Source organism: Streptomyces sp. NBC_00654, assembly GCF_026341775.1.
Lineage (GTDB): Bacteria > Actinomycetota > Actinomycetes > Streptomycetales > Streptomycetaceae > Streptomyces.
Genome location: NZ_JAPEOB010000002.1, coordinates 1,281,182 through 1,292,884, shown reverse-complemented (window position 1 = coordinate 1,292,884; position 11,703 = coordinate 1,281,182). Strand labels below are relative to the sequence as shown.

12 protein-coding genes and 1 riboswitch are annotated in these 11,703 nt (G+C 72.3%); of the genes, 10 read left to right on the top strand and 2 right to left on the bottom strand.

Going from position 1 to position 11,703, the window contains the following annotated elements:
• The first annotated feature begins 233 nt into the window (after window positions 1-233).
• Window positions 234-1,754: a hypothetical protein gene (locus tag OHA98_RS25990; protein WP_266929152.1), complete on the top strand. Its 1,521-nt coding sequence runs from the start codon at window positions 234-236 to the stop codon at window positions 1,752-1,754.
• Window positions 1,755-1,856: 102 nt separating this feature from the next.
• Here OHA98_RS25990 and OHA98_RS25985 read toward each other — a convergent pair whose 3' ends face one another.
• Window positions 1,857-3,143, bottom strand: coding sequence for an MFS transporter (locus tag OHA98_RS25985; RefSeq protein WP_266929151.1), 1,287 nt, complete (start codon window positions 3,141-3,143; stop codon window positions 1,857-1,859).
• Between the two features lie 162 nt (window positions 3,144-3,305).
• Between OHA98_RS25985 and OHA98_RS25980 the strand changes: the two genes are divergently transcribed.
• A complete protein-coding gene (locus tag OHA98_RS25980; RefSeq protein ID WP_266929150.1) occupies window positions 3,306-4,496 on the top strand; it encodes an ROK family transcriptional regulator in 1,191 nt (396 codons plus the stop codon).
• Window positions 4,497-4,521: 25 nt separating this feature from the next.
• On the opposite strand, the gene OHA98_RS25975 is transcribed toward OHA98_RS25980, so the two are convergent.
• Window positions 4,522-5,268 carry an SDR family oxidoreductase gene (locus OHA98_RS25975; protein WP_266929149.1) on the bottom strand — a complete coding sequence of 249 codons (747 nt, stop codon included), beginning with the start codon at window positions 5,266-5,268 and terminating at the stop codon, window positions 4,522-4,524.
• 152 nt (window positions 5,269-5,420) lie between these two features.
• Window positions 5,421-5,551, top strand: a riboswitch (FMN riboswitch).
• A 159-nt stretch (window positions 5,552-5,710) separates the two neighbouring features.
• On the opposite strand from OHA98_RS25975, the gene ribD reads away from it, so the two are divergent.
• The 8 genes from ribD (at window position 5,711) to OHA98_RS25935 (ending at window position 11,684) form a co-directional block, all read left to right on the top strand.
• Window positions 5,711-6,811, top strand: a complete 1,101-nt coding sequence (gene ribD / locus OHA98_RS25970) for a bifunctional diaminohydroxyphosphoribosylaminopyrimidine deaminase/5-amino-6-(5-phosphoribosylamino)uracil reductase RibD (RefSeq protein WP_266929148.1) — start codon at window positions 5,711-5,713, stop codon at window positions 6,809-6,811.
• Window positions 6,812-7,468: a riboflavin synthase gene (locus OHA98_RS25965; protein WP_266929147.1), complete on the top strand. Its 657-nt coding sequence runs from the start codon at window positions 6,812-6,814 to the stop codon at window positions 7,466-7,468.
• A complete protein-coding gene (locus OHA98_RS25960; protein ID WP_266929146.1) occupies window positions 7,465-8,109 on the top strand; it encodes a nicotinamide mononucleotide transporter family protein in 645 nt (214 codons plus the stop codon). Before OHA98_RS25965 ends, OHA98_RS25960 begins: the two co-directional genes overlap by 4 nt.
• Entirely contained in the window at window positions 8,106-9,404 is a 1,299-nt protein-coding gene (locus tag OHA98_RS25955; protein ID WP_266929145.1) for a bifunctional 3,4-dihydroxy-2-butanone-4-phosphate synthase/GTP cyclohydrolase II, read from the top strand. Before OHA98_RS25960 ends, OHA98_RS25955 begins: the two co-directional genes overlap by 4 nt.
• A gap of 55 nt (window positions 9,405-9,459) precedes the next feature.
• Window positions 9,460-9,945, top strand: coding sequence for a 6,7-dimethyl-8-ribityllumazine synthase (ribH, locus tag OHA98_RS25950; RefSeq protein WP_266929144.1), 486 nt, complete (start codon window positions 9,460-9,462; stop codon window positions 9,943-9,945).
• 35 nt (window positions 9,946-9,980) lie between these two features.
• Window positions 9,981-10,253, top strand: coding sequence for a phosphoribosyl-ATP diphosphatase (locus OHA98_RS25945; protein ID WP_031097852.1), 273 nt, complete (start codon window positions 9,981-9,983; stop codon window positions 10,251-10,253).
• Window positions 10,254-10,315: 62 nt separating this feature from the next.
• On the top strand, window positions 10,316-11,164 hold the full coding sequence (gene hisG, locus OHA98_RS25940) for an ATP phosphoribosyltransferase (protein ID WP_266929143.1): 849 nt from the start codon (window positions 10,316-10,318) through the stop codon (window positions 11,162-11,164).
• A gap of 43 nt (window positions 11,165-11,207) precedes the next feature.
• The gene (locus OHA98_RS25935; RefSeq protein ID WP_266929142.1) at window positions 11,208-11,684 is read left to right on the top strand and encodes a PH domain-containing protein; all 477 of its coding nucleotides are present in this window, start codon (window positions 11,208-11,210) and stop codon (window positions 11,682-11,684) included.
• Window positions 11,685-11,703: the final 19 nt, after the last annotated feature.

Sequence of the window (11,703 nt, the reverse complement as noted above, 5' to 3'; positions counted from 1 at the left end):
ACTCGTCATGTCTCATGATGCGGGCGGGAATTGAGCTCGCCGCAGAACGACCGAGAGGATGAGAAGAGTCGATGGCAGGGAAAGAGGGCTCACCTGTGGAGCCAGTGCGATCCACCGAGGAGAGCGAGCCCGCGCGTAACCGGCCTGAGGCCGAGGGCGCATCGGCTCCCGGCAGTGGGACGCCCGGAGCCCCGGGGAGCATAGGTGCCCCGTCCGCGCCGTCGTCCCGCACGGTGACGGAAGGCGGCGGCACTCCGGTCCCCGGCGGCAGGGACGGCTGCGTACGGACGCCGACCTCGTCGAAGCCCGGTCCGGAGGAGACCGAGGAGCCCGCGGCGCGGACCCCGGCGGTGGTGCACGCGGCCGGGGTCTCCATCGGCAGGACCACGTCCGAGCCCGAGGGGCAACCGGACGGTGAGGCGTCGGCGGTCGCCCAGGAGGAGGCGCCGACGGCCGCGAAGTCCGCTGCGGTGGCCGTCTCCACCGCGGCCGCCGGTACGGCCGCCGCTGCCTCGTCGGGCGCCGGGAAGAGCGCGGCCGGGAAGACGGCCGAGGCGAAAACGTCCCTGTCCGCCGCGGAACCGACCCCTGCGAGCGGGACCTCCGTACCCACGGCGACGACTTCCGCAGCGACGACTTCCGAAGCGACGGCTTCCGAGGGGACAGCCTCCGCAGCGGCGGCAGTCGCCGCCGAGCCGGCCGGCGCCACCGCCACCGCCACCGCCGCGGCCGCGGCGTCCTCCAGCCCTCCGGATGGTGCCGCGGCGGGCGAGGGCGGCGCCCCGGAGCGACCGGGCCGGGTGTCGCGCCCGATGGTGGTCGCGGCAGCCTTCGCCGGTGCGCTGCTTCTGGCGACCCCGTTCGTCGTGGCGAGCGCCCAGAAGGACGAGGCCAAGCCGGAGAGCCGCGAAGCGGCGGCGGCGTGGAAGGGGGACGGGCGGGCGGGCGGCTACGTACCGGGCACCGACCCCGACAGTCCCGAGGGCAAGCGGGCCGCCGCCGCCGGCAAACCGGGTGCCGGCCCGGCCCGGGGCGACAAGGGCCCCGTCGGCGACGTGCGCGCGGACACGGGCGACGGGCGCAAGCCCGCGGACGGTTCCGCCGAAGCCGGGACCAAGGGCGCCAAGGACACCAAGGGCGGGTCCGACAGTACGGCGAAGAGTGGTTCCGGCGCCAAGGCTCCCACCGGCACGGGCTCGGGCACCCCCACCAAGGCCCCCTCGTCCGGTTCGGTGCCCAAGTCGGCACCCGCCGTGGTCTACAGCGGTGTGTCCGGACCGGAGTGCCCCACGCAGCGCTTCCAGAAGTCCGGCTACTACAGCGACGGCAAGGAGGGCTGGGCCACCCACAGCGGTGGTTTCGGCGGCTACGGCTGTGCCGGGAAGTACCTCTCCATGCCCATGTCCGGCAGTTCCTCGAAGGACTCGGGCGGATCGGCGACCTGGCTGTTCGACCTGCCCGCCTCCGCCAGGAAGTGCAGCATCTCCGTCCACGTACCCGGGAGTTCCGACATCGCGCGGGTCGGCGGCGACCCGAGCTACTACACCGTGTACGACCGGTTCCTGCCCAGGACGAGCAACCTGGTCGGCTCCTACTACGTCCGCCAGCAGGAGCGGCGCGGCACCTGGTACAACGTGCCGGGCACCTTCGCCGTGGACGCCCAGAAGCTCTCCGTGCAGTTGCACGACCGGGGCGAGGACAACGACTACGAGCACCACGCGATCTCCGCGCTCAAGGTGACCTGCACCGGCTGAGAACCCGCCCGGACAGCGGCGCGGAGACCGCCGGACACGTCACGCGGCCCGGTCCTCCCGCACCCTGTACGGGTGCGGTGGGACCGGGCCCGCGCGCCCGGTTCAGCTCCCGCCGGGCTCCACCGCGCTCTTGGCCGGCGCGGCGTCCGGCCCGGACGGCCCGGACGGCCCTGACGGCCCGGACAGTTCGGACGGCCCCGCACCCGGCCCGGCGACGTTGCGGTCGCCCGCCCGCAGCACCCCGGCCCCCAGGATCAGGCCGAACGCCAGCACCGTCACCAGGCCGAACGACACGACGAGTGACGTGGCCTCGGCGAGCGAGCCGATCGCCGACGGGGCGATGAGCCCCGAGGTGTACGTGATGGTGGCCACGCCCGCGATGGCCTGGCTCGGGTTCGGCCCGCTGCGCCCGGCCGCGGCGAAGGCCAGCGGCACCACGACCGCCACGCCGAGCCCCAGCAGCCCGAAGCCGCACAGCGCCACCGCGGGGTCGGGCGAGAGCACGACCAGCAGTCCTCCGGTGGTCGCCAGCGCACCGCCGACGCGCACCGTGCGCACCGCCCCGAACCGGTCGACGATCCGGTCCCCGGCGATCCGCGCCACCGCCATCGTCAGCGCGAACGCCGTGGTGGACGCGGCCGCGAGACCCGCCGAACTCCCCATGATGTCCCGGAGGTAGACCGCCGACCAGTCCAGGCTGGCGCCCTCGGCGAACACCGCGCAGAACCCGACCGCGCCGATGACCAGCGCCGACTTCGGCGGCAGGGTGAAGCGCGGCGGAGGCTCCTCGTCCGGCTCGCTGCGCAGATCCAGGACACCCTGACAGGCGATCAGGCCCAGCACGGTGAGGGTGAGCGCGGCCATCGTGTGGTGCAGCCGCGCGTCGGTGCCCAGATGGGCGGCGACCGTACCGGCGGCCGAACCGATCAGCGCGCCCACGCTCCACATCCCGTGCAGGCCCGACATGATCGAACGGTCGAGACGGTTCTCCACCTCGACGCCCAGCGCGTTCATCGCCACGTCGGACATCCCCGCCGTCGCCCCGTAGACGAACAGCGCCGCGCAGAGCGTCAGCAGATTCGGGGCCAGCGCGGGCAGCACCAGAGCGAGAGTCCACAGCGCCAGCAGCCCGCGCAGGGCGGTCCTGGCACCGAACCGATGGCTGATCCGGCCGGCCAGCGGCATGGCGAGCGAGGCGCCGATCGCCGGGAAGGCCAGGGCGAGGCCGAGCTGACCGGCGCTGACCCCGGCATGGTCCTGGATCCAGGGCACCCGGGTCGCGAAACTGCCGGTCACCGATCCGTGCACCGTGAAGACGGCGGCGACCGCGAATCTGGCCCGCCTGACCTGATCCGTGCCGAAGGCCGTACCTGTGGAATCCGTTGTCATACCGCCGTGCCCTCCCCTGGAGATTCTGGCCCGCCGGGTCTGCTCCGACGCCTCTGCCCGCGATCCGGGGCGTAAACTATCAGGAACCCTGCCTGATAAATAGAGCGTCTTCCCGCCGGATGCCCATGGAAGGAGTACGACGTGATCTGGAAGGATCCCGGCATGCCCGCTTCACCGAGCACCGCCCGAGCCATCAACGACCGGCTCGCCCTGCGACTGCTCCAGCAGGACGGCCCCTTGACGGCGACCCAGCTGAAAACGCTGACCGGCCTGTCCCGCCCCACGGTCGCCGACCTGGTCGAGCGCTTGCGGGACTCCGGGCTGATCCAGGTCGTCGGGGAGAGCGGAGCCGCCCGCCGCGGCCCCAACGCACGGCTGTACGGGATCGTCGCCGACCGCGCCCACCTCGCGGCCCTCGATGTGCGCACCGGGAGCGTCGCCGTGGTCGTCGCCGATCTGCTCGGGACCACACGCGCCGAGGCCACCATGCCCATCGGCAGCGACACCGGCACGGAACCCGCCGTCGAGCAGGCCGTCGCGCTCCTCGAACGCACCGCGCGCGAGGCCGGGACGGCCCCCCTGCACAGCGTCGGCATCGGCGCACCGGGACTGATCGACCCGGTCACCGGCGAACTGCGGGACACCAGCGGCCTGCCCGCCTGGCACCGGGGCCTGGTCCGGGTGCTCCAGCAGCGGCTGCCCGCGACCGTCCTGGTGGAGAACGAGACCAATCTGGCCGCCGTCGCCGAGCACCGGGTCGGCGCGGCCCGCGACCGCGACACGTTCGTCCTGCTCTGGCTCGGCCACGGCATCGGAGCCGCCGTGATGCTGGACGGAAGGCTGCGCCGGGGGGCCTCGGGCGGTGCGGGGGAGATCGGCTTCCTGCCGGTGCCCGGCACACCGGGGATTCCCTCGGCCGTCAACTGCGAGGGCGGCTTCCACTCCCTGGTGGGCTCGGCGGCCATCTGTGAACTGGCCGCCGTCCACGGTATCGAGGTGCCCGCGTGCGCGGCCGGGGGAGACGCGGAACCCGCCGCCGCGGCCGCCGTCCGGTCCGCGCTGGGCCGGGGAGCGGAGGGCGGACCGTTCCTGGACGTCCTCGCCGACCGGCTGGCGCTCGGCTGCGCCTCCGTGGCCGCAGTGCTCGACCCGGGCTGTGTCGTGCTGGCGGGCGAGGTCGGCCACGCGGGCGGGGCCGGCCTCGCCCAGCGGGTCGAGGAGCGGCTGGCCGGGATGTCGCCCCTGCGCACCGAGGTGCGCGCCGGATCGCTCGGCGGCGCCGCCGTGCTGCGCGGCGCGCTGCTCACGGCGCGCGAGGCGGCCCAGGACGCGCTGTTCGCCCCGGGCGGCTGAGCCCTGGACGGGCCGTGGGGGCCGCTCACACCGGGCGGCGGTACCTCCTGGTGAGGAACTCCTCGAACGTCGTCGTCCCCACGGCCCGTTCGGGTGTCAGATGGCCACCGCTCCGGAAACCCGCGTACGCCCTGCCCGCCAGCCGTACCGGCACCACACGCCTCTTGCGGCCGGTGGCCCGGAGGTAGGCGGCGGCCAGCCCGGTCAGCTCCCGGACCTCGGGGCCGCCCATGTCGGGCACCCGTCCCGCCGGGCCGCCGAGCGTCAGTCCGGCCAGCCGCTGGGCGACCTCACCGCTGTCCACCGGCTGGACCGAGACCCCCGCGGGCACCGGCAGCACGGGCAGCCGGGCGGCAGGGGAGAGCACGCGCAGCACAAGGTCGTGGAACTGGGTGGTCCGCAGGACCGTCCAGCCGAGTCCCGATTCCTCGATCATCCGCTCGACCCGGTGCTTGACGGTGTAGTAACCGAGCGGCACCCGGTCCACACCGACGATCGAGATATAGACCAGATGGGGCACCCCGGCCCGCTTCGAGGCCGCGAGGAGATGCCCGGCCGCCCTGTCGTCACCGCCACCGGGAGCCGTCGCGCAGTGCACGATCGCGTCCACCCCCTCCACCGCGGCGTCCAGCCCCTTGCCGTCGCGCAGATCGACGGCGTACGAGGGGGAGCGGCGGCTCAGAACGCGCACGTCCGCCCCGGAGTCGCGCAGCCGCGAGGCGACCTGCCGGCCGAGTGTTCCGGTACCGCCGGTGACCAGAATCGTCGTCATGGACGCAAGCGTGCCAGAGCGGCGGGAGACCGGGCGGTTCACCGGCCGGACCGGGGTGTGCCCACTTCTTCGAGGTTGCCCTGTGAGCCAGGGCACAGACATCACCCGCATGGCCGAGGGCGGTCCGTGGCAGACTGTTTGCGTACCAGTAGCAGCGCACTCCGGGGTCGGTGCAATTCCGAACCGGCGGTTATAGTCCGCGACCCGTCCGCAGCCAGCGGCCGGTTGACCAGGTGAGATTCCTGGACCGACGGTGAAAGTCCGGATGGGAGGCAGTGCGCGGCGGGTCGTCACAGGTACGCCGCCGTAGGCGGACGCGTGTTCCGGATCATCGGGACAGCCGCGTCCGTGTCCTCGGATTTCGGCGTTCCCGTGGTGTTCCGCTTCATCTGTCGTCATCGACAGGCCCCGGAGTCCGTGCCCGAAGAGGCAGGAGGACCCGGTGGCCACCGCAGCCGACACCACCGCCATGCGCCGAGCGATCGTGCTCGCAGCCCGCGGACTCGGCTCCACCAGCCCCAATCCGGTCGTCGGATGCGTGATCGCCGACGCCGCCGGTGAGATGGCCGGAGAAGGCTTCCACCAGCGCGCCGGAGGGCCGCACGCCGAGATACACGCGCTGCGCGCGGCCGGCGGGCGGGCCCGGGGCGGTACCGCCTACGTCACCCTCGAACCCTGCAACCACACCGGACGCACCGGCCCCTGCGCGCAGGCGCTCCTGGACGCCGGGATCAGCCGCGTCGTGTACGCGGCCGGCGACCCGGACCCGCAGGCCACCGGCGGCGCGGAGACCCTGCGCCGGGCCGGGGTCCAGGTGACGGGGGGCCTCCTGGCCGACGAGGCGGCGGCGGGCAACGCGGCCTGGCTCACCTCGGTGCGGCTGGGCCGCCCGTACGTCCTGTGGAAGTACGCGGCCACCCTCGACGGCCGGATCGCCGCCGCCGACACCACCAGCCGCTGGATCACCTCGCCCGAGGCCCGCGCCGACGTCCACCGGCTGCGTGCCGAGGCCGACGCCGTGGTCGTCGGGTCCGGCACCGCACGTATCGACGACCCCCAGCTGGCGGCGCGCGGCATCAAGGGCGCCACCCAGCCGCTGCGGGTGGTCGTCGACACCGGGGCCACCGCCGTCGGGCCCGGCGCCCGCGTCCTCGACGACACGGCACCCACCCTGATCGCGGTCGCGGACGACGTCCCCGCCGCGCACCTGCCCGAAGCGGCCGTCCTGCGGCTGCCGCGGGCCGCCGCCGGGCCCGGCCTGGATCTGCCGGCCCTGCTCGCCGCCCTGCACGCACGCGGTGTCCGGTCCGTACTCCTCGAAGGCGGGCCGACACTGGCCGGTGCCTTCGTCGCCGCGGGAACGGTCGACAAGGTCGTCGGCTATCTCGCACCCGTCCTGCTCGGCGCGGGCCCGTCCGCCCTCGCCGACGCCGGAATCTCCACCATCGCCCAGGCGTTGCGCCTCGAAGTGACCGAGACCGTCCGTATCGGCCCCGATCTGCGCGTCACCGCCGTCCCTGTCACCGCTCGGAAGGGAAACTGAGTGTTCACCGGAATTGTCGAAGAACTGGGTGAGGTCACCGCCGTCGAGAAGCTCGACGACGCCTCCCGATTCCGCCTGCGGGGCCCCGTCGTCACCGAGGGCGCCAAGCACGGTGACTCCATCGCCGTCAACGGTGTCTGCCTCACGGTGGTGGACCTCGGCGACCACGAGTTCACGGCCGACGTGATGGCGGAGACGCTCGACCGCTCCAGCCTCGGCGCCCTCACGACCGGCTCCCGGGTCAACCTGGAGCGCCCCATGGCGCTCGGCGGCAGGCTCGGCGGACACATCGTCCAGGGCCATGTCGACGGCACCGGCCGCATCGTCGAGCGCAGGGTCTCCGAGAACTGGGAGATCGTGAAGATCTCCCTGCCCGCGGAGCTGACCCGCTACGTGGTGGAGAAGGGCTCCATCACCGTCGACGGTGTGAGCCTGACCGTCGTCGACGCGGAGGCCGACCACTTCACCATCAGCCTCATCCCCACCACTCTCGCCCTGACCACGCTCGGCATCAAGCAGCCGGGCGACCCGGTCAACCTGGAGGTGGACGTGATCGCGAAGTACGTCGAGCGGCTGCTCGGCGCCAACGCGGTCCCGGGAGCTTCCCCCGGCGCGGCCGGGGGCATGGTGCCGGAACCCGGGGAGCCGGTGACATGAGCGCGCTCACCTGGCTGAACTCGGAGGCGTTCACCGTCCTCGGACAGCACATCATCTGGTCGGACATGATCGGCAACACGATCGGGGTGGCGGCGCTCACCCTCGGCTGGCTGCGCTCCATCTGGACCTGGCCCGCCCAGCTCCTCTCCGGCGTCGTCCTGGTCGCGGCCAATGTCTCCGTGCATCAGGCGGGCAGCGTCGGCAAGCAGCTGGTGGTCATCGCCGTCGCCGTCTGGGGCTGGCAGCAGTGGACCCGCGGGAGGCGGCAGGCCCAGGACGGCAGCATCGCCGTACGGTTCGCCACCTGGCGCGAGCGCGGCTACCTGATCGGCGGCGCGGCCCTCGGCACCCTGGCCGTCGGCGGTCTCTTCACCGCGTTCCCGTCGCTGTCCTGGAGTCCGTGGGCGGACGCCTACATCTTCGCGGGCACGCTCGTGGCGATGCTCGCCCAGGCACGCGGCATGGTCGAGTTCTGGTTCGCCTGGCTCCTGGTCGACCTGGTCGGCGTACCGCTCAATTTCCACAGCGGACTCGCCTTCTCCGGTCTCATCTACGTCGTATACGGCGCCCTCGTCCTGTGGGGCATGCGCGACTGGTGGCTGCGTACGCGGACACCCGCTCTGGAAGGAGCCACGGCATGACTGCCCAGCCCACCTGGTTGCACCGGGATCACGCCCATCTCGCCCTGGACCTCGCCCTGGACCCCGTCGAGCAGGCCATTCGCGACATCGCCGCGGGCCGGCCCGTCGTCGTCGTGGACGACGAGGACCGCGAGAACGAGGGCGACCTCGTCATCGCCGCCGAGAAGGCGACCCCCGAGATCGTCGCGTTCATGATGAGCGAATGCCGCGGTCTGATCTGCGCGCCGATGGAGAGCGCCGAGCTGGAACGGCTCGAACTGCCGCAGATGGTCGACAACAACACCGAGTCGATGAAGACCGCCTTCACCGTCTCCGTCGACGCCTCGGCCGCACACGGCGTGAGCACCGGCATCTCCGCCGCGGACCGCGCCACCACGCTGCGCATGCTGGCGGGCGGCGTGGCCGGCCCCGGCGACTTCGTCCGCCCCGGCCATGTCTTCCCGCTGCGGGCCCGCAGCGGCGGCGTCCTCGTCCGCAACGGCCACACCGAGGCCGCCGTCGACCTCGCCCGGCTCGCCGGGCTGCGGCCCGCCGGGGCGATCGTGGAGATCGCGGGCGAGGACGGCGTGATGCTGCGGCTGCCCGAACTCGTCCCCTTCGCCCGTAAGCACGGTCTGACGATCATCTCCATCGAGGACCTGATCGCCTACCGCCGCAGCGCCGAGCCTGCCGTCCGCCGCGAGGCCGAGGTCCGGCTGCCGACCGCGTTCGGCGAGTTCACCGCGTACGGCTACCGCTCCACCGTCGACGGCGTCGAGCACGTGGCGCTCGTCCACGGCGACATCGGCGACGGTGAGGACGTCCTCGTGAGGATCCACTCGGAGTGCCTGACCGGCGACATCTTCGCCTCCCAGCGCTGCGACTGCGGCCCTCAGCTGCACGCCGCCATGCGACGCATCACCGAGCGGGGCCGCGGCGTCGTCGTCTATCTGCGCGGTCACGAGGGCCGCGGCATCGGACTGCTCTCCAAGCTGCGCGCGTACGAACTCCAGGAACGCGGCTCCGACACCCTCGACGCCAATCTGGAACTCGGCCTGCCCGCCGACGCCCGCGACTACGCGGCGGGCGCCCGGATCCTCGCGGACCTCGGTGTCGCCAGTCTCCGGCTGATGACCAACAACCCCGACAAGACCGCCGCGGTCGTCCGCCACGGACTCGCCGTCACCGGCCGCGAGCCCATGCCCGTACAGGCCGGCGAGCACAATCTGAGGTACCTGCGCACCAAGCGCGACCGCATGGGCCACGACCTGCCGTGGCTCGACGGCGCCACCGCGCCGGCCTGCGGCAACCAGTAGCCGGAACCACCCCACCACCCCTCCCGTTACCCACGGAACGAGCAGTAGGAGAAACATGAGCGGCAAGGGCGCACCCGAACTGTCCGTACGCAACTGCGGTGACCTGCGGGTGGCCGTGGTCGCCGCGCAGTGGCACGAGAAGATCATGGACGGACTCGTCGACGGTGCCCTGCGCGCGCTGCACGAACTCGGCATCGACGAGCCGACCCTGCTCCGGGTCCCCGGCAGCTTCGAACTCCCCGTCGTCGCCAAGGTCCTCGCGGGCCGGGGCTACGACGCGATCGTCGCCCTCGGCGTCATCATCCGCGGCGGAACCCCCCACTTCGAGTACGTCTCCCAGGGCGTCACCGTCGGCCTCACCCAGGTCACCGTGGACACCGGGGTCCCGGTCGGATTCGGCGTCCTGACCTGTGACACGGAGGAGCAGGCACTGGACCGGGCCGGTCTCGAAGGGTCCAACGAGGACAAGGGCCACGAAGCGGTCACGGCGGCCGTCGCCACCGCCGCGACCCTGCGTGCCGTCAGCGAACCCTGGCGCTGAGGACGGCCCGGCGACCCCGTATTCTAAGGACCATCATGGCGAACAAAACCTTCGAAGAGCTCTTCGCCGAGCTTCAGCTCAAGGCCGCCGACGGCGACCCCTCCACCTCCCGTACCGCCGAACTGGTGGACAAGGGAGTGCACGCCATCGGCAAGAAGGTCGTCGAGGAGGCGGCCGAGGTCTGGATGGCCGCCGAGTACGAGGGCAAGGAAGCCGCCGCCGAGGAGATCTCGCAGCTGCTGTACCACGTCCAGGTGATGATGGTCGCCCGCGGAATCTCCCTCGACGACGTCTACGCCCATCTCTGAGCCGACCGCCGCTTCCGCACGTCCCGCACAGCCCACCCCTTCGCACCAAAGGACCTGACCCCATGCTGCGCATCGCCGTCCCCAACAAGGGTTCACTCTCCGGGCCTGCGATGGCGATGCTCCATGAGGCCGGATACCAGCAGCGCAAGGAGTCCAAGGAACTCGTTCTCGTCGACCCTGAGAACGAGGTCGAGTTCTTCTACCTGCGGCCCCGCGACATCGCGATCTACGTCAGCTCCGGCCGGCTCGACATCGGCGTCACCGGACGTGACCTGCTGCTGGACTCCGGCGCCGACGCCGAGGAGATCCTCCAGCTCGGCTTCGCCCGCTCCACCTTCCGTTACGCCACCAGGCCCGGCACCGCCCACGGCCCGCAGGACTTCGACGGCATGACGATCGCCACGTCCTACGAGGGCATCGTCGCCAAGCACCTGGCCGACGCGGGCGTCAACGCCTCCGTCGTCCACCTCGACGGCGCCGTCGAGACCGCCATCGAGCTCGGGGTCGCCCAGGTCATCGCCGATGTGGTGGAGACCGGAACCAGCCTGCGCAACGCCGGACTCGAAGTGATCGGCGAGCCGATCATGACGTCGGAGGCCGTGGTCATCCGGCGGACCGGCGCCCCCGCGGACGACCCGAAGGTGCAGCAGTTCCTGCGCCGCCTCCAGGGCGTCCTGGTCGCCCGCTCCTACGTGATGATGGACTACGACTGCCGCGTCGAGCACCTGGAGCGCGCGGTGGCCCTCACTCCGGGCCTGGAGTCGCCGACCATCTCCCCGCTGCACCACGAGGGCTGGGTCGCCGTCCGTTCCATGGTCGCCGCCAAGGAGGCGCAGCGGATCATGGACGACCTGTACGAGCTCGGTGCCCGCGCCATCCTCACCACGGCCATCCACGCCTGCCGTCTCTGACGGCAGGGGCACCGAGAACACCGACAGACAAGAAGAGCCCCTGATGTCCGCGTCCGCGCCCCGGCCCGAACAGCCCGCCCTCCCGGTCACCTTCAGGCCCACCCTCACCCGGGTGGTCCTGCTGGCCGTGGGTCTGGCGATGTTCCTCGTCATCACCGTCATCGCCCTGACCCTGGAGAAGCTGAACCCGGGGGAGCGGACCAGCTTCATCTTCGTCGCCGCGCTGTTCCTCGGCGTCCTGGCCCTGCTCAGCAGGCCCAAGGTGGTCGCCGACGACACCGGCGTCACCGTCGTCAACCTCACCCGTACCCGCAGGCTGGCCTGGGCGGAGATCCTCCGCGTCAACCTGCGGGTCGGCGACCCCTGGGTCTTCCTCGACCTCAGCGACGGCACCAGCCTGCCCGCCCTCGGCATCCAGCCCGGAATGGCCAAGAAGCAGGCCATTCGCGACGCCCGTGCGCTGCGCGTCCTCGCCGAGACCCACGGCACCGGAGCGGACACCGCCACGGAGAACGACTGAGCCCCTGCCCGGTCCGGCC

Coding starts and splice junctions, on each gene's coding strand:
- OHA98_RS25955 (WP_266929145.1), top strand. CDS start 8,106: ATGACTGCCCAGCCCACCTGGTTGCACCGGGATCACGCCCATCTCGCC.
- OHA98_RS25980 (WP_266929150.1), top strand. CDS start 3,306: ATGCCCGCTTCACCGAGCACCGCCCGAGCCATCAACGACCGGCTCGCC.
- hisG (WP_266929143.1), top strand. CDS start 10,316: ATGCTGCGCATCGCCGTCCCCAACAAGGGTTCACTCTCCGGGCCTGCG.
- OHA98_RS25945 (WP_031097852.1), top strand. CDS start 9,981: ATGGCGAACAAAACCTTCGAAGAGCTCTTCGCCGAGCTTCAGCTCAAG.
- OHA98_RS25935 (WP_266929142.1), top strand. CDS start 11,208: ATGTCCGCGTCCGCGCCCCGGCCCGAACAGCCCGCCCTCCCGGTCACC.
- OHA98_RS25975 (WP_266929149.1), bottom strand. CDS start 5,268: ATGACGACGATTCTGGTCACCGGCGGTACCGGAACACTCGGCCGGCAG.
- ribH (WP_266929144.1), top strand. CDS start 9,460: ATGAGCGGCAAGGGCGCACCCGAACTGTCCGTACGCAACTGCGGTGAC.
- OHA98_RS25960 (WP_266929146.1), top strand. CDS start 7,465: ATGAGCGCGCTCACCTGGCTGAACTCGGAGGCGTTCACCGTCCTCGGA.
- OHA98_RS25985 (WP_266929151.1), bottom strand. CDS start 3,143: ATGACAACGGATTCCACAGGTACGGCCTTCGGCACGGATCAGGTCAGG.